At 51.5% G+C, this 19,852-nt stretch carries 22 protein-coding genes; 17 read left to right on the top strand and 5 right to left on the bottom strand.

Features of this window, described 5'->3' with window-relative positions:
• The first annotated feature begins 5 nt into the window (after positions 1-5).
• Positions 6-662, top strand: coding sequence for a DUF2959 domain-containing protein (locus tag EP25_RS0120925; RefSeq protein WP_031435649.1), 657 nt, complete (start codon positions 6-8; stop codon positions 660-662).
• A gap of 72 nt (positions 663-734) precedes the next feature.
• On the opposite strand, the gene EP25_RS0120930 is transcribed toward EP25_RS0120925, so the two are convergent.
• Complete coding sequence (locus EP25_RS0120930) at positions 735-1,154, bottom strand: hypothetical protein (RefSeq protein WP_031435650.1); 420 nt, start codon at positions 1,152-1,154, stop codon at positions 735-737.
• A 118-nt stretch (positions 1,155-1,272) separates the two neighbouring features.
• Between EP25_RS0120930 and EP25_RS0120935 the strand changes: the two genes are divergently transcribed.
• The 3 genes from EP25_RS0120935 to EP25_RS0120945 are packed head-to-tail and all read left to right on the top strand — an operon-like array spanning position 1,273 to position 5,654.
• Positions 1,273-3,015 carry a GTPase gene (locus EP25_RS0120935; protein WP_031435651.1) on the top strand — a complete coding sequence of 581 codons (1,743 nt, stop codon included), beginning with the start codon at positions 1,273-1,275 and terminating at the stop codon, positions 3,013-3,015.
• Complete coding sequence (locus tag EP25_RS0120940) at positions 2,996-4,570, top strand: GTPase (protein ID WP_031435652.1); 1,575 nt, start codon at positions 2,996-2,998, stop codon at positions 4,568-4,570. Before EP25_RS0120935 ends, EP25_RS0120940 begins: the two co-directional genes overlap by 20 nt.
• Positions 4,571-4,586: 16 nt before the next feature.
• Positions 4,587-5,654 (top strand): DUF763 domain-containing protein, encoded by a 1,068-nt coding sequence (locus tag EP25_RS0120945; RefSeq protein WP_031435653.1) that lies wholly within the window; start codon positions 4,587-4,589, stop codon positions 5,652-5,654.
• 95 nt (positions 5,655-5,749) lie between these two features.
• Here EP25_RS0120945 and EP25_RS0120950 read toward each other — a convergent pair whose 3' ends face one another.
• On the bottom strand, positions 5,750-6,397 hold the full coding sequence (locus tag EP25_RS0120950; RefSeq protein WP_031435654.1) for a DUF4339 domain-containing protein: 648 nt from the start codon (positions 6,395-6,397) through the stop codon (positions 5,750-5,752).
• A 673-nt stretch (positions 6,398-7,070) separates the two neighbouring features.
• Between EP25_RS0120950 and EP25_RS24095 the strand changes: the two genes are divergently transcribed.
• The gene (locus EP25_RS24095) at positions 7,071-7,196 is read left to right on the top strand and encodes a hypothetical protein (protein WP_268745426.1); all 126 of its coding nucleotides are present in this window, start codon (positions 7,071-7,073) and stop codon (positions 7,194-7,196) included.
• A gap of 80 nt (positions 7,197-7,276) precedes the next feature.
• Here EP25_RS24095 and EP25_RS0120960 read toward each other — a convergent pair whose 3' ends face one another.
• Entirely contained in the window at positions 7,277-8,371 is a 1,095-nt protein-coding gene (locus EP25_RS0120960; RefSeq protein WP_031435655.1) for a 5-(carboxyamino)imidazole ribonucleotide synthase, read from the bottom strand.
• The gene (purE, locus tag EP25_RS0120965; protein ID WP_031435656.1) at positions 8,368-8,865 is read right to left on the bottom strand and encodes a 5-(carboxyamino)imidazole ribonucleotide mutase; all 498 of its coding nucleotides are present in this window, start codon (positions 8,863-8,865) and stop codon (positions 8,368-8,370) included. The genes EP25_RS0120960 and purE overlap by 4 nt, the downstream gene beginning before the upstream one ends.
• A gap of 385 nt (positions 8,866-9,250) precedes the next feature.
• On the opposite strand from purE, the gene EP25_RS0120975 reads away from it, so the two are divergent.
• The 10 genes from EP25_RS0120975 (at position 9,251) to sufD (ending at position 17,228) form a co-directional block, all read left to right on the top strand.
• Entirely contained in the window at positions 9,251-9,880 is a 630-nt protein-coding gene (locus tag EP25_RS0120975) for a DUF6781 family protein (protein ID WP_152555705.1), read from the top strand.
• Positions 9,881-9,894: 14 nt separating this feature from the next.
• Positions 9,895-11,577, top strand: coding sequence for an ABC1 kinase family protein (locus EP25_RS0120980; RefSeq protein ID WP_031435658.1), 1,683 nt, complete (start codon positions 9,895-9,897; stop codon positions 11,575-11,577).
• Positions 11,578-11,653: 76 nt separating this feature from the next.
• Positions 11,654-12,073, top strand: a complete 420-nt coding sequence (locus tag EP25_RS0120985) for a hypothetical protein (protein ID WP_031435659.1) — start codon at positions 11,654-11,656, stop codon at positions 12,071-12,073.
• An 84-nt stretch (positions 12,074-12,157) separates the two neighbouring features.
• Positions 12,158-12,607 carry an SUF system Fe-S cluster assembly regulator gene (locus tag EP25_RS0120990; protein ID WP_031435660.1) on the top strand — a complete coding sequence of 150 codons (450 nt, stop codon included), beginning with the start codon at positions 12,158-12,160 and terminating at the stop codon, positions 12,605-12,607.
• Between the two features lie 21 nt (positions 12,608-12,628).
• Complete coding sequence (gene sufB / locus EP25_RS0120995; protein WP_031435661.1) at positions 12,629-14,074, top strand: Fe-S cluster assembly protein SufB; 1,446 nt, start codon at positions 12,629-12,631, stop codon at positions 14,072-14,074.
• A gap of 3 nt (positions 14,075-14,077) precedes the next feature.
• Positions 14,078-14,302, top strand: a complete 225-nt coding sequence (locus tag EP25_RS0121000) for a hypothetical protein (RefSeq protein ID WP_031435662.1) — start codon at positions 14,078-14,080, stop codon at positions 14,300-14,302.
• 171 nt (positions 14,303-14,473) lie between these two features.
• Positions 14,474-14,701: a hypothetical protein gene (locus EP25_RS0121005; RefSeq protein WP_031435663.1), complete on the top strand. Its 228-nt coding sequence runs from the start codon at positions 14,474-14,476 to the stop codon at positions 14,699-14,701.
• Positions 14,698-15,084, top strand: coding sequence for a type II toxin-antitoxin system VapC family toxin (locus EP25_RS0121010; RefSeq protein WP_031435664.1), 387 nt, complete (start codon positions 14,698-14,700; stop codon positions 15,082-15,084). The genes EP25_RS0121005 and EP25_RS0121010 overlap by 4 nt, the downstream gene beginning before the upstream one ends.
• A gap of 72 nt (positions 15,085-15,156) precedes the next feature.
• Positions 15,157-15,906, top strand: coding sequence for a Fe-S cluster assembly ATPase SufC (gene sufC, locus EP25_RS0121015; protein ID WP_031435665.1), 750 nt, complete (start codon positions 15,157-15,159; stop codon positions 15,904-15,906).
• Positions 15,906-17,228, top strand: coding sequence for a Fe-S cluster assembly protein SufD (gene sufD, locus EP25_RS0121020; protein ID WP_031435666.1), 1,323 nt, complete (start codon positions 15,906-15,908; stop codon positions 17,226-17,228). The genes sufC and sufD overlap by 1 nt, the downstream gene beginning before the upstream one ends.
• On the opposite strand, the gene EP25_RS0121025 is transcribed toward sufD, so the two are convergent.
• Positions 17,223-17,789 (bottom strand): Uma2 family endonuclease, encoded by a 567-nt coding sequence (locus tag EP25_RS0121025; RefSeq protein WP_031435667.1) that lies wholly within the window; start codon positions 17,787-17,789, stop codon positions 17,223-17,225. The genes sufD and EP25_RS0121025 overlap by 6 nt on opposite strands.
• Before the next feature lie 87 nt (positions 17,790-17,876).
• Between EP25_RS0121025 and EP25_RS0121030 the strand changes: the two genes are divergently transcribed.
• Both EP25_RS0121030 and sufU read left to right on the top strand, forming a co-directional pair.
• On the top strand, positions 17,877-19,100 hold the full coding sequence (locus EP25_RS0121030) for a cysteine desulfurase (RefSeq protein ID WP_031435668.1): 1,224 nt from the start codon (positions 17,877-17,879) through the stop codon (positions 19,098-19,100).
• Positions 19,100-19,552, top strand: a complete 453-nt coding sequence (sufU, locus tag EP25_RS0121035) for a Fe-S cluster assembly sulfur transfer protein SufU (RefSeq protein WP_031435669.1) — start codon at positions 19,100-19,102, stop codon at positions 19,550-19,552. The genes EP25_RS0121030 and sufU overlap by 1 nt, the downstream gene beginning before the upstream one ends.
• Positions 19,553-19,852 lie beyond the last annotated feature (300 nt).

A 19,852-nucleotide genomic window follows, 5' to 3' on the forward strand; every position in this document is an offset into this window, starting at 1 on the left:
CCTTCATGTATAAGCTATTCAAAACAATTTTCCGCAAAGGCATGCGGCAGGTTTATTATAAAGGGCGAGAGTCGCTGCTCGGCCATCACAAACGCGATATTGTCGTCGTCCATGTCGACCAAGCCTGTGAAAGTTTGCAAGACAGCCGCGATCAATTCGAAGATTCCCTGCACAAATTTAAGACCTTATTAAGCTTGCCGGATTTGTCGCTGGAGTACCGTTACCAACAATTAAAAAAGCAGTATGAATTTTGCCGCAGCAAGAGCGATGAAGTCAGTCATCGGATCAAATTGATCGAGGAAGTCAGCGAAGCTTTGTTCAATGAATGGGAGGCGGAACTCGAACTTTACAGTAATCGTTCCTTACGCGCACGTAGCCGGCAGCAACTCACTAAGGCCAGGCGTCAATATCAGAAACTGATTTCGGCTCTGAGCAAGGCCGAGGCTCGTATTCATCCGGTGTTGGGCGCGTTTCAGGATCAGGTCTTGTTTCTGAAGCATAATTTGAACGCGCAGGCCATCGCCGCGTTGCAGCATGAGTTCGTCGAAATCAGCATCGATATTTCCAAGCTGATCGCGATCATGGAAAAGACTATCAACGAGGCAAGCCAGTTTGTGTCGACATTGGTCGAACAAAAAGCCTTGCCGAATCCCGGCAGTTGAAGCGGGATGCAAAGGCATCCCGCCTAGTATGCTTACTAAATTCGAGAGAAAGCCGTGTAGCCGCTCAAGGGCTTACAGCTTGTACAAAACGTTGTTTTGTCGGTCGCGCGGATCGGCTTTTTTGCGTCGGTTCTGATCGATCCGTTCCTGAGTGTAATGGTCGATCATCTGTTCCCAGCTGGCAAATTGTTCATAATCCTTGTAGCCTTCGCTTTTTCGTTTTTGAAACAGTTTTTTGCCCAGATCGATCATCTCTTCCGGCGTTTTGCCGTCGATCGTGTCCAAAAATTCTTCATTGTTTCGGATTGCATCACGAAGCGACCAGAACGAAATTTCGAAGGCGACCCGTTGTTCGACAGGCAGGCGGTCTTTAATGAAGCTGACCGATCTATTCGCGGTACGTAAACTACGGCCGTTGATTTCGTTGCTTTTTGAGCAGCCGAGTAACAAGGCGCACAGAGATAAAATAACAATAGGAGTGGAGAGTTTCATAGATCAAACCTCGATGAATAGATAAACAAACCTGGTATTTATAATTATAATGATGAGCTTACTTCAGGTTTGAAACAAAGCAAATCACTCGGTTATTATAAACCCAAGCCCATATTATATGTTGGAATTTATCCAAATTCTTAAGCAGCGCTATCAGGCCGTCATCGGCCAAATGAATGAGAGGGAACCGCTGCTCACCGAATACCAGCAACGCGTTGAACAGCTGATCTATGCCGAAGCTTTTATTCGCAAGGGACAGATACAGGAAGCGAGAAAACACTTTCCCTTGCAAATTGCCGTCATCGGTCCTACCCAGGCAGGCAAGAGCTCGGTAGTCAATTTATTGTTGGGCGATGAAATCGCCGGAGTCAGTCCGTTGGCCGGCTATACCGTGCATCCGCACGGTTTTTGTCATAATACCGCCATCGACGATTGTGTCGGCCTACAAAACTATTTCGGCCGTTTTCAGCAATTGGCCGAACAGCAACTGAGCAATTCCCGTTACGATTGTTATTCTTTGGCGCATACTGCGGCCAGTTCCGCGTTATTACCTGACTGCGTGTTATGGGACACCCCCGACTTCGATTCCATCGACTCGGCCGATTACAAGGAGGGCGTGATCAGAACAATCGCCCTGGCCGATATCGTTGTATTGGTGGTCAGCAAGGAGAAATATGCCGATCAATCGGTTTGGGAAATCATGGCGACCATCGAATCCTTCCATCAGCCGACATTGATTTGTTTGAACAAGCTGATCGAAGGCAGTGAACAGTTCATCGTTCCCTCGTTAAAGGAAAAATGGTTGCAGGTTCGCCGTGATGCGTTTCCGGATGTCGTGCCGCTGTTTTTCAACAAGCAAACCGGCGCGCCGCTTTGGCCGGAGTCGGCCGGGGCGATGTTTTCAGGTCTGGTTAAAAAAGTGGCGCCCACCAAACATGCGTTGTACCAACAGCAACTTTTGAGCAAGTATTGGCAATCCTGGCTGGAGCCCGTTTACGCGGAACGGCAAGCGAGTGAAAATTGGCGCGCGATGGTGGACCGTAGTCTCGCCAATGCAGTCAAGGAATATCAACGCGATTATTTGGATCATCCGCATCATTATCTGACCTTTCAAACGGCGTTGTTGGAGTTGCTCAATCTGCTGGAAATTCCCGGCATCGCCAAGGTATTGAGTAAAACCCGGCGCGTCATGACCTGGCCGGTCAGGAAACTGATCGAATTGGGCAAAAACAGATCGCTGGACGGGGTTAGCCAGGAAGTCAGCTTGCTGCAGCAGATCGGCGAACATGTCATTATCCAGTTGGCCGACCGGTTGTTGCAAAAAGCCGAGACGGAGACGGGCGATCACGGTTGGTGGCGGGATGCCTGCAACATTCTCAGGAAGCGCAAACAGCTTATTCTGCAAGAATACGAGACCGAAGTGCGGCATTACCATGCCAATTTTCAACAGGATGTCGAGGCGACCGCCCATCGCCTGTACAACAAGTTGCTGGAGCAGCCGATGACGCTGAATGCGCTACGCGCGACCCGCATCACGACCGATGCCACGGCGATGGCGTTGGCGATCAAGACCGGCGGGATCGGCGTCCATGATCTGTTGTTGACGCCGGCGATGTTGTCGGTCACCTCGTTGTTGGCGGAAAGTGCGATCGGCAGCTATATGAACAAATTGGAAGCGGAATTGAAACAGCATCAACTGGAGACCGTTACGGCCTTATTATTCGAAGACACATTAAAACAAGCCTTATATCGGTTGCCGGAACATTTGGCCGGCCATAAACGCTTCAATATTTCTCCCGAACAATTACAACAGGCTGAACAGTATTTAAAAGAGAAAAAACATGGCTTACGCATACTCTGACTTGGTAGGGCGCGCCCAGGCCTGGGCCCGACAGGCGATCGCGGATAGGCGACTCGAACCCGAACAGGCTGAGGAAATTCTATCGATCGACACGCGCACGCCCGACAATTTATTCGCCGATATCGACAGCCGGCCGTTGATAGTCGCTTTCATGGGGGGGACTGGCGTCGGCAAGAGTTCGTTGCTGAATCGTTTGGCAGGCCAGGCGATCGCCCGGACCGGCATAGAAAGGCCAACCTCGCGGGAAGTTACCTTGTACCATCACGAGGCGGTCGCTCTGAAACAATTGCCGGCCGGCTTGCCGTTGGAAAAAATCACGATCAGTCGCCATCGGGACGATAGCAAGAGCAATATAATTTGGGTCGATATGCCCGATTTCGACAGCGTTGAACAGAGTAACAAACAGTTGGTGCTGGAATGGCTGCCGCATATCGACGTATTGCTCTATGTCGTCAGTCCGGAGCGGTATCGAGATAACAAAGCCTGGCGGTTGTTATTGGCCGAGGGCGCTCGCCATGCCTGGTTGTTCGTTTTGAACCAATGGGATAGGGGGCAAACCGAGCAATATCAGGATTTCAGGCGGCAGCTGGCCAAGGCCGGTTTCGAAGATCCTTTGGTTTATCGCACGATATGTACCGAAAACACACAGGATGAGTTCGGCGAACTGGTGGATCAATTGGACCGATTGTCGACCGGTTACAGTTTGCAGGAGCTGGAACAGCGCGGCCGGGAGGTGCGCATCCGACAATTGCTGGAGACGATGCAGCAATGCCAAAAAGGTCTCGCGGGACTGGATTTTCAGCGCTTGCAGGATTGTTGTAACCAGCAATGGCAAAAAACCGAACAGTTGTTAAGCGAGGGTTTTAACTGGCCGCTGATGCAATTGGCGAGCGCCTATGCGGAAAAAGGCGGGGGCAAGCCGGATATTTCAATATGGGATGATTGGGCGCAAAGCCGCTTCAATGATTTGTTGGATGGCATGGTCGTGAAGGCCGCACAACTGGATATACCGGCCAAACCGTTGAAAGCCGCGCTGGCGCCGTTACGGGAAAACGCGGCCAAAATCATCGGCACGCAGACGGAATTGTCCTGCCGTAAAGCTTTAATCCGGCCTGGCAATAGTCTGCAACGTTTTTTGATCAAGTTCCTGCGCTTTGCCGAATTCGTCTTGCCGTTGGCGGCCATGACCTTGGTCGGTTATTTGGTCGTGACCGGTTTTTACCAGAGCGCGCAAACCGGGAAGTCTTATCTCGGCACCGATTTCGCCATACACAGTGTCTTATTGATCGGCCTCAGTTGGCTGGCGCCTTATTTTTTACATAAGAAACTGCAGCCGTCATTGCAAAAGGCGGCGTTGGCGGGGCTTAAAAAAGGCCTGGATTCCGCTTTTGTGCAAATAGAAGGGGAAATCAAGCAAGCCTTGGAAAACGACATACGGCAACATCGGTTGTTGTATGGTCAATTGTCGGAATTGATTGCCGCGTGCCGGGAAAGGGCCGAATCGTCCAAGCCGTTGCAGCATGACCGTCAACTGGAACGCATGCTGATCGAATAGCGGTCGACTGTTTCTAATGAGAACCGGTTACAGTCAATTGCCTTTGCACGGCGGTAGGGCGCCGCGCTGGCTATTCGAACGAATGACCCGGCTGGCGCGCGAGATCATTTGTCATTTGGTGGCCGAGTTCGGTGCCGAAGGCGCGTTGCAGCGGCTATCCGACCCCTTTTGGTTTCAGGCTTTCGGCTGCGTTCTCGGATTCGATTGGCATTCCAGCGGCGTAACGACCACCACTTGCGGCGCGGTCAAGGAAGGTATCAAGGGGCTCGAACGCGAATTGAACTTTTATGCGGCGGGCGGTAAGGGCAAGGTGTCGCGCAAGACGCCCGACGAGATTCGCCGCACATGCGAAACTACCGGCTATGACGGCGAAAAACTGGTCTCGGCCAGCCGGCTGTCGGCCAAGGTCGACAGCTCCGCCGTTCAAGACGGCTACCAGATTTATCACCATGCTTTTTTCTTCACCGCTAACGGTCGCTGGTGCGTCGTGCAGCAGGGCATGAACGAGGCTTCCGGGATGGCCAGGCGTTACCATTGGCTAGGCAACGAACAAACCGATTTCGTCAACGAACCGCATAGCGCCGTGTGTTGCGATCATCGCGGCAAGGTGCTGAATTTTGTTGCCCGGGAAAGCAAGATTTCCCGGGAACGGGTCACGCAACTGGCGGCGCAACCGGAAAGGGAAATGGAACAAGTGCTGCAACGGCGGCCGGAATTGCTGATGCCGCGCCGGCATTGGGTGCGCAGCGAAGATATTAATTCCAAGTATCTCCACAAAATCTTGCTAAAAACCTATGAAGAGGCGCCGGCCGATTTTACCACGTTGCTCGGTATTCAGGGCGTCGGCCCGAAAACGCTGAGGGCCTTGGCTTTGACGGCGGAATTGATATACGGCACCAAGACCAGCGTCAGGGACCCGGCGCGTTTCTCTTTCGCCCATGGCGGCAAGGACGGTACGCCGTTTCCGGTGGACCGGGAGAATTACGATCGCACGATCGAAGTGTTGCACAACGCCCTGAATCGGGCAAAACTCGATCGCAGCGAGAAACTGGATGCGTTGAAACGGTTGGGAAGGCTGAGGTAAGCGGAAGGGAATATATCAGTCCCTCATTGCTGAGCTTTCTAATGGATTAACTTAGGGTAGGTCGGGCAACTGCTTTTCGTTGCCCGACAATTTGGCTAATCGTCGTTTGTCTCCATCTTCCGGCGAAAATCATCCATTTTATCCTCCCGGTCGCGCTTGTAAATGTAGGCGTCGTGACTCATTTGGCCGATCTCTCGTTGCGCATCCATTATAGCCCGGTGTTGGGCCTGCCAGCCCGGAGGGGGCGTCTGGCCCATCGGCATTTCCTGCGGGCCCTGAGTATACTGTTGGATTTGTTCCTTGTCGGAAGATAGAGAAAAGACGAACAGGATAAGGACAGCGATCATGGCGGCGAACGTCCCGGCTACTACATAAACAGCGTGCTTCGGGTTTTTCCGAACATAGGCACCGATCGGAAAATGCCTTCCTTTCCAGGGAGGGTACATGGCTTTCGCAAATCGATAAGCCTTTTCTTCAAAGGGAGTCAATCCTGCAGGGATATCGTCATCAGACAGCGGTGGGGGCGTCTTCGGATTTCGGGGTAAGGGAGGCGGTTTGGCGCCGCTCTTGAAGAATGTCGATAATTCCTGGATTTGATCGGCAGGCTTCCAATTATCCATGCCTTCGCGCCAGACGAGTGTCTGAGAGGTGATGGTGCCTTCCGCGATCTTCTTTTTGATCGCTTCCAGGTCCAACGGACCGGTTTGTTGATTATTTTTGCTGAAAAAATAATCTTTACTCATCTCTTCCCCCTTTTCGGATACCAGCCTCTTTGGCTTAGAATATCTGAAGAAGTAAAATTATCTTGCGATGAACAGGGATTCCAACGCCACTTTCCAACCCGTTCAATGGTTAAAGCTACTCCAAGCCGGTCTGTTTGGCAAGGTGTTTTGCAGTTTCTTCGTTATCTAAGGATGTGGGCGCAATCGTCTTGGGATTTTCGAGCGGAAATGATGAATTTTGAGTTCGTTCTCCGAAAAATCCACAAGGAAACCTCTGCCGGTCAGAATGGTTGACTGGCATCGATAGCGTGATGAGATCTGCTCATGGTCTAATCAAATTCATACTCCGTTTTAGTTGGGGTCGGATGAAAATTAAATTCGTAATGAGTCCTTTGTCTTTCATCACTCCATTGGTTGGCCGACTTTTTTCGGTTTTATCTCTTTCACATCAAATTTCAGCAGCCCGCGTAGTTTTGATTAGTCGAATTTGTCGGGCATAAAAAGCCCACCCGATCGAAGCTTTCACACAAATCGAGTCCCGAGCCGGATTTGATCTTTCGATGGCAAAAATGCTTTGGGTTGAAAATTGCGATGGAGGGCTTCGGCCAATAGCGGACTGCTACGACGCAGGAATAGTGACAGCGGTTGATTCGTTAGCTGCCGGTTAATCAATTTAGAAGCCTGAATATCAGGCGTGGAGAAGTTATCGAGTTGGCTGGCCTTGCCCCAGGCTTCGAAGCTTTGGGCTGGCGGTCAGTTGGCCTTGGTCGCCGGTCGGGCCGAGGGCGTGGTTGAGGCTGTCTTGCAGATGGCTCTGTAGCGTGCGGTTCGTACCTCACCGCACGCTACAAGCTATTTATAAAGTAAGGCGATTTTCATTAAGCAATTAACATGCATTAATCAAGAATCGTCGCTCGCTTCGGCCAACACGATCAATTGCTGCAATGATTGACGGAATTGTTCGATATCGTCGGAACGGATCGTGGCATGGGCGACTTTGCGGCCCTTGCGCGCTGCCTTGTCATAAAGATGCAAATGGGCGTTGGGAATCTTCAGCACTTGTTCGCTGTCCGGCACGCCACCGATGAAATTGACCATGGCAGTGTGGCCGCGCGCCCTGGTCGAACCCAGCGGCAGATCCAGGATTGCGCGCAGATGATTTTCGAACTGACTGGTTTCGGCGCCTTCGATGGTCCAATGGCCGGAGTTATGCACCCGTGGCGCGAATTCGTTGGCTAGCAACTGGCCATTCATGTCGAACAATTCTAAGGTGATCACGCCGACATAATTCAATGCTTCCAGCAGGCGGGTTGCAAAGTCCTCGGCGGAAGCTTGCAGCGGATCGTCTTCTCGGCATTCGGCGACGCGGAGGATACCGCCGCTGTGTCGGTTTTCCGATAATGGATAGAACGCAGTTGCTCCGCTGGGGCTACGGACGGCGATGATCGACACTTCGCGTTGGAATGGAACGAAGCCTTCGACGATCGAGGCTGCGCCTTGCATCGATGCCCAGGCAAATGGCAGTTGCTCGGCCGACTTGAGGACCACTTGGCCCTTGCCATCATAACCCAGGCGCCGGCTTTTCAATATGGCCGGATAACCGATTTCGGTCATCGCCTGCTGCAGATCTTCCAGGCTGTCGACAGGAGCGAACGGCGCGGTGGGGATTTCTAATTGATGGAAAAAGTTTTTTTCCGTGAGTCGGTCTTGTGCGACCTCCAGCGCCCTGGCCGGCGGATAAATATGCGTGTGATCACTGAGGAATTCGGCAACCTTGGCGGGTACATTTTCGAATTCATAGGTCACGACATCGGCTTTTTTAGCCAGTTCCGCCACTAGCTTCATGTCGTCGTAGGCGCCATGCAGGTGTTCGCCCAGGGGGACGGCGCCGGCATCGGCGCCGGGATCGAGAATGATGAAATTTTGCGCCAAAGGGTAGCCTGCTAGGGCGATCATGCGGGCCAGCTGGCCGCCTCCTAAAATGCCTATTTTCATGCGTTTACCTTGCGGGGGTCGGGATTGGCTGTTACCTTGTCGGTTTGTCGTTGTCGATAATCGAGCAATGATTGGCGATATTGGGGATGTTTGTTGCTGACGATGGCGACGGCCATCAGGGCGGCATTGATCGCGCCGGCGCGGCCGATGGCCAAGGTGCCGACCGGAATTCCGGCGGGCATTTGTACGATCGACAGCAACGAATCCATGCCGTTAAGCGCTTTCGATTGCACCGGGACGCCCAGTACCGGCAACACGGTCTTGGCCGCGGTCATGCCCGGCAGGTGGGCGGCTCCGCCGGCGCCGGCAATAATGACTTCCAGGCCCTTGCCTTCCGCTGTTTCGGCGTATTTGAACAATTTGTCAGGAGTCCGGTGCGCAGACACCACTTCCACCTCATGGGGTATATTCAATTGTTCGAGGGTTTGCGCGGCATGCTGCATGGTTTCCCAATCGGAAGTCGAGCCCATGATAATGCCAATCAATGCTGTCATGCCCTAATCTCCTGTATTAGCATTTATAGCGGTTCATTCGAAACATGCGAAAGCGATCGGATCAATTAGCTTTACGGGCATCTTCGACACTATTGCCCGGTTTGCCGGGTCGATAGTGGTGCTGTCCGAAAAGGCTTCCGCATAAGCTTGCGCCAAAAATAAACCTACTATTATCGCATAAAATAGCATTTATGTAAGAAAGCGCTAGCTGGATTAATTGCGAAAACATGTCCTTATTTTTATTCAGGCAAGCAAGAAAGCGTTATTTGTCTTAAAATCGAACTCGGCCAGATAAAAATTATGCAGAGACAGTTTCGAACTAATCCATTGTATCGCCTGGTCAAATTGTCTGGTTGATCTGTTTCCAACTCTATAAGGTATGAATATGAACGATACTGCGCAACAAGTCGAAGATACGGTTCGCGAAGCCATTGAATCGGGTGAGGATATATATCAAAAAGTAAGAACTATTACGTTAAAGGCGTTGACCGAGCGGGAACTCGATCGGGAAAACATCGACGATGTCGTTAAGGCGGTAGGCAAGGGGATCAGTTCTGGCATGAACAAGCAATACGATTCGACCAGGAATGTCTTGCAGCAATCGACAAAAGCCCTCGACGATGCCTTGGCCAGTACGGCCGAAGCCACGAAGCTAGCCGTAGAGGAGGCTTCTTCGAGAATGGAAAATTTTTCCCAGACCGACCTGAAGAAGTCGATGGACGATTTGAAGGGGTTGGAGGAAATGTTTTTGGATACGATCGCTGATATCGCCAAGGAAAGCGGCGGAATGGCAGCGGAAGTTGCCGAAGATTTTTTCAAACACATGCAAATCAAAGGGACGGCCGTGGGTCGCGAAACCAAATCCATGTTGGAATCGATCAAGCATATTACCGTAACGGGTGAAAGCTCGGCTGTGTCCACGGCGCGTGATACGGCGGCAACATTGGCCAAGATAGGCAGCGGCATCCTGGCGGGAATAGCCGAAAGCCTGCAGCCCGAACAAGACAAGAAATAAGCAAGGACACATTTATGCTGTGGGAAATGCTCAATGCTGCTCGAGATCTGGGGCGGGTACAGGAAATTGCCGGCGTCTTGATACGCTACGGTTTTGGCAGCTTTGTGCATTTGTTGGGCATCGGCAATGCGCTGGAAAAAGTTGGCAGAACGTTGCATTGGCAGCATGCCGACGAATACGGCAAAATGGATACCGCGCCGCGCATGCGACGGGTGTTGGAGGAGCTGGGACCGACCTTCATCAAAGTCGGTCAAATTCTGGCGACGCGCGTCGATTTGTTTTCCGAGCCATTTATCACTGAATTCGGTAAGTTGCAGGACCAGGCGCCGCCCATGGATTTTGCCGAGTTGCTGCCGCAGTTGGAGGACGACCTGGGAGGCAAGATTGACGAAATTTTCCTCGAAGTCGACAAGAAGCCCATCGCCGCGGCGTCATTGGCGCAAGTGCATAGGGCGGTGTTGCAGGACGGCACTGAAGTAGTGCTGAAAATCCGGCGCCCGGGGATTCGGCGGATCATCGAAGCCGATTTACGCTTGCTCGCACGTTTGGTCGATATTATCGAAGCGGATGCCGTCGAATTCAGGCGCTATCATCCGCGCGAGGTAGTGAGGCAGATTACGCAATCATTGCGTCGTGAGCTCGATTTCGCCGCCGAATGCCGTAGCGCCGAACGAGTGGCGGCAAATCTGGCGGAAGACAGCAATATCGTCATTCCCAAGGTTTACTGGGAATGGACCGGAGAGCGGCTTAATGTCCAGGAATACATACATGGGATTCCAGGGAAGAATCTGGTTATGGTTGATCAGGCTGGCTTGGATAGAAAGCTGTTGGCCGAACGCGGTACGCATGCGGTCATTAAGATGATCATGGAAGACGGTTTTTTTCATGCCGATCCCCATCCGGGCAATGTTTTTTTTCTACCCAACAATAAGCTTGCCTTTATTGACTTCGGCATGGTCGGCCGTTTGACCGAGGAACGCCGCGAGCAGGTGGTCAGTTTTCTCTACGGAATGGTCAACCAAACGCCGGCAAAGGTCGTCGAAATTTTGGAAGATTGGTCGGATGTCATCAAGACCGACGAGCAGGCCCTGGCGATCGAGATTGAAGCGTTTGTCGATCAATACAGCTCGCTGCCGTTGAAGGATTTGAGCCTGCCGATGATGATGGGCGATTTGATGTCCATCCTGCGCGACCACAATCTGTCGTTGCCGCCCGATTTGGCATTGTTGATCAAGGCTTATATCACGCTGGACGGGTTGGGGCGGCATTTGGATCCGGAGTTTCAAACTCTGGAGTTTGCCTCGCCCTATATTCGCGATTTGATGGTTTCCCGCTACAAACCGGACGCCATCGCCAAACGCGGGTGGCGCAATTTAATCAGCGTGGTGGACATGCTGTCCAGTTTTCCCAAGGAATTGCACCAATTGTTGCGGGCGTCGCGTAAAGGCGCGATACAAGTTGATATCAACGTTCGCCGTTTGGATTATTTTATCGATAAGACTGATCGGGCTATCAGTCGTTTGACCATGGGCATCGTCACGGCGGCATTGATTATCGGTACCTCGATTATCATGACCGTCCGCGGTGGGCCGGAGATTATGGGCTTGCCGATTTTCGGTTTTTTTGGTTATTTATTTGCGACCATGGGTGGCATCTGGTTATTGTTTTCCATTTGGCGCAGTGGTAAAAGCCGATGATTGAATAAGAGGCTTTTCAGCTTGAATTAATCTTGCATTGACATACTGTTTGTTTTGAATAAAGTGAGGGGAAGACATGCGTTATCTATTAACCATCCTGACATTATGCTTGCCACTGTCGGTTGCGGCGCAGATGACTACCTGCACTTTGACTTATTCTCTACAGGGATGGTCCTTTGTTTATAAGGAATACAAAGGGCAGGGTTTGGTGAGTTGCCGCAACGGTCAACGCGCCAATGTTTCCATAATCAGCCGAGGGGGAGGATTTACCATCGGCAAGTCGGAGATCAATCACGGTACCGGGGTGATTACCGAGGTCAAAAACATACAAGAGGTCTTCGGGACCTATGCCTTTCTGGATGGCCATGCCGGTGCGACCAAGTCGGTTGAAGGGCGCGTGATGACCAAGGGGGAAGTTTCGTTGGCCTTAGCGGGATATGGCCGTGGTTTCGATATTGGCGTCGCTATTGGCGCTTTGACGATCAAGCCTAGATAACAAATTTTTACTCTGGCAAATAACCAAGGGCTTTACTATGGAATTAATTAGGACTAAAATGGTCCACAATTGGGAGGAGAGGTCATGCTAAAGCTGAGTAAATTGACTGATTATGCGACCGTGGTGTTGAGTCATATGGCCAAAGATAACGCGGCAACACATGCGGCTTTGGAGATCTCCGAAATGACCGGCATTGCCCAGCCAACCGTCAGCAAGGTGTTGAAAATGCTGGCGAAGGCCGGCGTATTGAATTCTGTACGCGGCGCTAAAGGCGGTTACGTTTTGGCTAGGTCGCCGGAAAAAATTACCGTGGCTAGCGTGATCAGTGCCTTGGAAGGGCCGATTGCGCTGACCGAATGCAGTCATTCGCATAGAAGCTGCGAGCAGGCCAGTGGTTGTCATATTCAAGGCGGCTGGAACCTGATCAATCAAAAAATTTTTAATGCGCTGGAATCGGTAACGCTGGCGGATTTGATTCTGCCGGTGACAACGCCGCGGGAAGTCACCATTCCCGTAACCAGTTTATATCGCTAATTCATCATTTAAAGAGTGTTTATGTCTTCAAGTGCGCAAGAAATCGAACAACTGATCGGCCGGGAATATAAGCAAGGTTTCGTGACCGAGCTGGAAGCGGACACCTTCCCGCCGGGTTTGGACGAGGATGTCATACGTCGCTTGTCTTTGGTCAAGGGAGAACCCGAGTTTATGCTCGAATACCGCTTGAAGGCGTTCAGGCACTGGCGGGACATGAAGGAACCGGATTGGGCGCAGCTGAGCATCGATCCGATCGATTATCAGGCGATCAGTTATTATTCGGCGCCGAAAAAGAAGGAAGGACCAAAGAGCCTGGACGAGGTCGACCCGGAACTGCTGGAAACCTATAAAAAACTCGGCATTCCGCTGGACGAGCAAGAGCGTCTGGCCGGTGTCGCGGTCGATGCGGTGTTCGACAGCGTGTCGGTGGCGACGACATTCAAAGACAAATTACAGGATGCCGGCGTTATTTTCTGTCCGATTTCCGAAGCGATTCGCGATTATCCCGAACTGATCAAGCAATATTTGGGTAGCGTCGTGCCGACCGGCGACAATTTCTTCGCCGCGCTGAACTCGGCCGTGTTCACCGATGGTTCCTTCGTCTACATTCCGAAAAACGTGCGTTGTCCAATGGAGTTGTCGACCTATTTCCGCATTAATGCCGCCAATACCGGCCAGTTTGAACGGACGTTGATCATTGCCGACGAAGGCAGTTATGTCAGTTACCTGGAAGGTTGTACCGCGCCGATGCGCGACGAAAACCAATTGCATGCGGCGGTGGTCGAACTGGTGGCGTTGGATAACGCCGAAATCAAATATTCCACCGTGCAAAACTGGTATCCGGGCGATAAGGACGGCAAGGGCGGTATCTATAATTTCGTGACCAAGCGGGCCGAATGCCGTGGAGTGAATTCCAAGGTGTCCTGGACCCAGGTTGAGACCGGTTCGGCGATTACTTGGAAATACCCTAGTTGCGTTTTGTTGGGCGATAACTCGGTCGGCGAGTTTTATTCGGTGGCCTTGACCAATAACATGCAGCAGGCCGACACCGGCACGAAGATGATTCATATCGGCAAGAACACTCGCAGTACCATCGTGTCGAAGGGTATTTCGGCCGGCAAAGCGCAAAATACTTATCGCGGTCTGGTTAAGGTGGCGAAAAGCGCCGATCAGGCCCGCAACTATACCCAATGCGATTCGCTGTTGGTCGGCGACCGTTGCGGCGCGCATACCTTTCCGTATGTCGAGGTCAAGCAACCCTCGGCCAAGGTCGAACACGAAGCGACGACCTCCAAGATCAGCGAAGACCAATTATTCTTCTGTCAACAGCGCGGGCTTTCGGCCGAGGATGCCGTGTCGATGATCGTTAACGGTTTTTGTAAGGAAGTATTCAAGGAATTGCCGATGGAATTCGCGGTCGAGGCCCAGGCCCTATTGGGTATCAGCCTGGAAGGCGCGGTCGGTTGAACTATGGGGACGATAAAATGGCAATTCACTCCTTTCAACCTGGAAAAATGGAATTCATTTAAGGAAAGAGAAGCAAAATCGAAATTTGTTGCCATGCCTCATCCAAGTGCCATGATAAGCGATGGCGCATTGCAAAGAGCTAGTGGAAATATTCGAAAACATCTGAAAACTATCAATGAAGGTATGATTGAGAAATGGATTTATAAGAAAGGTGATAGGGACCATTGAGGATATATTTAGTCAAATATGATCGCGTGGAGTGTAACGCTCGCGTTCCGTGTGTGAAACCAACAATATTAAAATGATGGGGTTTCATAGAATTTTGCCCACCTTACTTTTTACTTAATCCTTACTGATTTAAAGAACGTTGAGATAACGAAATAGAAATGAGGGCTCGTCATGCAAGTTATTGAATTACAAGCTGACATCGATGAAAAGCACCAAATCCAATTGCACGTTCCCGAAGATTGGCCTTGTCAACGAGTCAAAGTCATTGTTCTTCTTGAGGAGCCTAAAGCCGATGTCAAAAAGAAACGCAGGTTTGGACAATTTCGTGGACAAATCAAAATCGCCGATGATTTTGATGCGGAATTACCGGACGAATTTTGGCTAGGTAATGGTGCGTGAAATTATTACTGGACACGCATATATTTCTCTGGTTAAACGCTTCGCCTGAAAAAATAACCGAGGCGGTACGGTTAGCGTGTGAAAATGAGAATAACGCGCTGTATTTGAGCATGGCGTCGGTTTGGGAAATGCAAATCAAACAGCAATTAGGCAAGTTGCAATTCAATACGCCTTGGCGGGATATGCTCGATATTCAGCAACAGGATAATGGCTTGATTGTGTTGCCAATTGAACTGGCTCATATCGAAGCTTTGCAAGCCTTGCCGGCCGTTCATCGCGATCCTTTCGACCGGCTTTTGATTGCGCAGGCCATTCAAGAATCGATGACCATTGTCACGGTTGACGGTAGTTTTGCTGAATATCCGGTTTCGATTATCGCTTAACAACTTTTGAAATTAAATTCCGGCTAGCGCATTGCTCTATCCGGCTTACTGAACTTATAGGTAATTAGATAAATGCTTAGCATAGAAAATCTTCACGTCAACGTCGACGACAAAGCCATTCTGAAAGGCTTGAATTTGCAGATCAATCCGGGCGAGGTGCATGCGATTATGGGGCCTAACGGCGCCGGCAAAAGCACCTTGTCGCATGTGTTGTCGGGCAAGTCCGGCTATACCGTGACCGAAGGTACGGTCAGTTATCAGGGCCAGGATTTGTTGGCGCTGGACCCGGAAATCCGTGCCCGCGAGGGGCTGTTCCTGGCCTTTCAATATCCGGTCGAAATTCCCGGCGTCAGCAATATCTATTTGCTGAAAGCGGCCTTGAATTCGATCCGCAAATATCGCGGCCTGAATGAAGTCGATGCGATGGATTTTCTGACGCTGGTCAAGGACAAGGTCAAGTTGCTGCAGATGGACGAAAAGTTTTTGTACCGCGCCGTCAACGAAGGTTTTTCCGGCGGCGAGAAAAAGCGCAACGAAATTCTGCAGGCGGCGGTGCTGGAGCCGAAATTGTGCATACTCGATGAAACCGATTCCGGTCTCGATATCGATGCATTGAAGGTCGTCGCCGACGGCGTCAATTCGTTGCGCTCGCCGGAACGCTCGTTTCTGATGATCACCCACTATCAACGCTTGCTCGACTATATCAAGCCGGATTTCGTTCATGTGCTGGCGCATGGCCGCATCGTCAAGTCCGGCGGTCCGGAGCTGGCGCTGGAGCTTGAAGAAAAAGGTTATAGCTGGGTTGAAGAGCAGGCGGCATGATGAGTATCGAACAAGCCACGAGCCGCTACGCGGCCGAATATGAAAACATCGAACGCCTGCCTGGCCATGATCTGCCCTGGTTGCAGGCCTTCCGTGCCGAGGCTTTGAAGGAATTCTCGAACAAAGGGTTTCCGTCCATTCGCGAAGAGGAATGGCGTTACACCAATGTCTCGGCGATCGAAAAGAAACTGTTTACGCCGGTCGTTGCCGAGTACGCGGCCCCGATCGATCCCGATTGGTTGGCGTCATATCGTTTGACGGATGCCTGGACGGTCGTCATCGTCGATGGCCGCTATGCGCCGGAATTGTCGAACCTGGAAGGTTTGGCGGAAGGCGTGGTGGTCAAGAGCATGGCCGATGCCCTGGCGCAGAACGGCGAGACGGTACAACGCTATCTGGGACAGGCTGTTGCCCATGACGAACACAGCTTGGTCGCCTTCAACGGCGCCTGGTTCGCCGATGGCCTGTTTTTGCAGGTGCCGGCGAAAACTGTGTTGGAAAAACCATTGCAACTTCTGCATATGGTGACGCAGCCTGATTTACTGGCGACCACACGCCATCTAGCGATTGTCGAGCGCATGGCCGAAGCGCAAATCGTCGAGACTTATGCCGGGGCGGAACAGGCTTATCTGACCGCGGCGGTTAGCGAGGTGTTCGTCGGCGAGAATGCCAGCTTGACATTGTACAAGCTGCAAACCGAATCGGAAAAGGCATATCATTTCGGCGGAACGTATATCAAGCAGGAACGCTACAGTCGTTTCCAACATCATAATTTCGCCTTTGGAGGTTTGTTGGCGCGCAACGATATTCATTGCGATCTGGATGTCGCCTCGGAATGCGAATTGAACGGCTTGTACTTGGGTATCAAGCGTCAACATCTGGACAATCATACCCGCATCAACCATCTGAAGCCTCAGGGCATCAGTAAAGAACAGTACAAAGGGGTATTGGATCAGCGGGCCAGAGGCGTGTTCCAAGGTCGGGTGATTGTCGCCGAGGACGCCCAGAAAACCGACTCGGAAATGAATAACCGCAATCTGCTGTTGTCCGATGACGCCGAGGCCGATACCAAGCCGCAGCTAGAGATTTATGCCGACGACGTCAAATGCTCGCACGGCGTGACGGTGGGGCAGTTGGACGAAAAATCGGTGTTTTATCTGCAATCGCGCTGTATCGATGAAAAGACGGCCCGAAACATGCTGACCTTCGCCTTCGCCAACGAAATGGTCAACAAGGTCGACATCAAGGGCCTGCATGACCTGGTTTTGGCTCAGGTGCTGCAGCGATTCCCCCAGCAAGGGGTCGAGATGGAATGGTTATAATATGGCCGCGACCTGAATGGCGATATCCGGCAATAGCGATGGATTGATTGTATCGCCGTCGCGCAGCGTGGTCTTTTCCTCGTAGGTTTCACCGCGCGGACGGCGATAAACCTCCAGGCAGGAATCGTTCAGATTCAACAACCAATATTCCTGAACGTTGTGTAAGGCGTATAGGCGCAATTTATGGGTCTGGTCGTATTCCAGGGAACTGTCGGCGACTTCGATCAGCAGCAAAACGTCGCCGGCCTGCGGATGTCGCGAGCAGTAAAAATCCGGGTTAGGCTTTAATAGCATCAAGTCCGGCTCCGGTTCCGAGAAATCGCCAAGTTGAAGCGGGTCTTGAATGGAGACGATGGCTTCTTTTTTAAGCAATGTATTCAATAAGCGATTGAGCCTTTTTAAATGGCCGGCATGATTGGAACCTATCGGCGACATTTCAACAATTTCTCCGTTAATAAGTTCCAGGTGGCTGTCGGGCGGGAAAATGCCGGATTCGCCCATTTTGTGCCATTCTTCCAGGTCGGTCAGGTGTTTTCGCAAAGGGGCAGTGGAAGGCGTCATAATTCGTTGCAATGGTTTTGGCTTGAAAAAAACTATAAATCGGCAGTTCGAGTAAATCAAATATTAATTTTAACAATCAATAGCATAATGACAGCGTTACCGATAGATAAAATCCGGGCGGATTTTCCTATATTGCAGGAAAAAATTCGTAACAAACCCTTGGTATATTTGGACAATGCCGCGACATGTCAAAAGCCCAATGCGGTGATCGACAGTATTTCGCATTTGTACCGGCACGAATATTCCAATGTGCATCGCGGCGTGCATACCTTGAGCGTCAAATCGACCGACCGCTACGAAGGCGCGCGCGAGAAGGTCAAGCATTTCATCAATGCCGCCAGCACCAAGGAGGTCATTTTCGTCAAGGGGACCACCGAAGCGATCAATCTGGTGGCGCAGACTTTCGGACGGGCGAATATCGGTGCAGGCGACGAGATTTTGATTACCGCGATGGAACATCATTCCAACATCGTGCCGTGGCAATTGCTGTGTCAGCAGACCGGCGCGGTACTGAAGGTTGCGCCGATCAATCGGCACGGCGAGCTGATCTACGACGAATTCGAGAAACTGCTCAATGACAAGACCCGCCTGGTTTCGGTCGTACATATGTCCAATGCCTTGGGGTCGATTAATCCGGTCAAGCAAATCATCGACGCCGCGCATGCCAGGAATATTCCCGTTTTATTGGACGGCGCCCAGGCGATTCCGCATATGCCGGTCGATGTACAGGATCTGGATTGCGATTTTTACGCCTTTTCCGGCCACAAACTGTACGGGCCTTCCGGTATCGGCGTGCTGTACGGAAAACAGGCGTTGTTGGAAGCGATGCCGCCGTACCAAGGCGGCGGCGACATGATTCGAAAAGTAACGTTCGAGGAAACCGAATATAATACGTTGCCCTATAAGTTCGAGGCCGGCACGCCCAGCATCGCCGATGCGGTCGGTCTGGGCGCGGCGATCGATTATTTATCCGAAATAGGCATGGATAACATCGCCGCCTATGAGGCCGAATTGCTGGCTTACGCCACCGAGCAGGCGAGACGAATCGACGGTTTGCGCATCATCGGCGAAGCGGAGCACAAAGGTGCGATCCTGTCGTTTGTGCTGGATAAAATCCATCCGCACGATATCGGCACGATGCTGGACAGTCTCGGTATCGCGGTCAGGGCGGGGCATCATTGCGCGATGCCGGTGATGGATTTCTTCGCCGTACCGGCGACGGCGCGGGCGTCGTTCGCGGTGTACAATACCAAAGAAGAGGTCGATGTGTTAATCGAAGGAATTAAATCCCTAATTGAGGTGTTTGGCTAATGTTTGACGAATTGCGTGATTTATACCAGGAAGTGATCTTCGATCACAACCGGAATCCGCGGAACTTTCGGGTTATCGAAGACGCGGACCGGAAAGTGGAGGGATTCAACCCGTTGTGCGGCGACCGCTTGACCTTGTATTTGAAACTGGATGGCGATGTGATCACCGATGCCAGTTTCCAAGGGTCCGGTTGCGCCATTTCGACGGCCTCGGTATCGTTGATGACCGAGATCATCAAGGGCAAGACCATGGCCGAGGCGGAGGAATTGTTTCATCAGGTTCATGAAATGGTAACGGGCAAAGATGAAAAATTGAATCTGGAGGCGATCGGAAAATTGGCCGTACTGGCCGGCGTGCGCGATTATCCCGCGCGGGTCAAATGTGCGTCTCTGGCTTGGCATACCCTCGACGCGGCGATCAAGAACGAGGAAAAATCGGTCTCCACCGAGTGATTGACGCTCACGACTATAGAACGAAATTAAACCCAGTCAAAGGTTCATGCCGGGCTGAATAAACGGCATGGCCAATGGATTCGGCTGCTAATTGATTTTGAAGATTGCGTTCTTCATTTCCCGATCTTCTATTAAATTTCGTGTCTTCTATTAAATTTCGTCATTTCGGCAGGGAGCGCCGAAATCCAGGCTACAAGGATGAATTCCGCCTACCCCCAAGGCAACAAAACGCGGGGTGCCTAACCTATTCAGTGTATGGCCGAATTTGGGATGGCACGGTTCCGAGGTCCCGCTGCATTG

Source organism: Methylomarinum vadi, assembly GCF_000733935.1.
Taxonomy (GTDB): Bacteria; Pseudomonadota; Gammaproteobacteria; order Methylococcales; family Methylomonadaceae; genus Methylomarinum; species Methylomarinum vadi.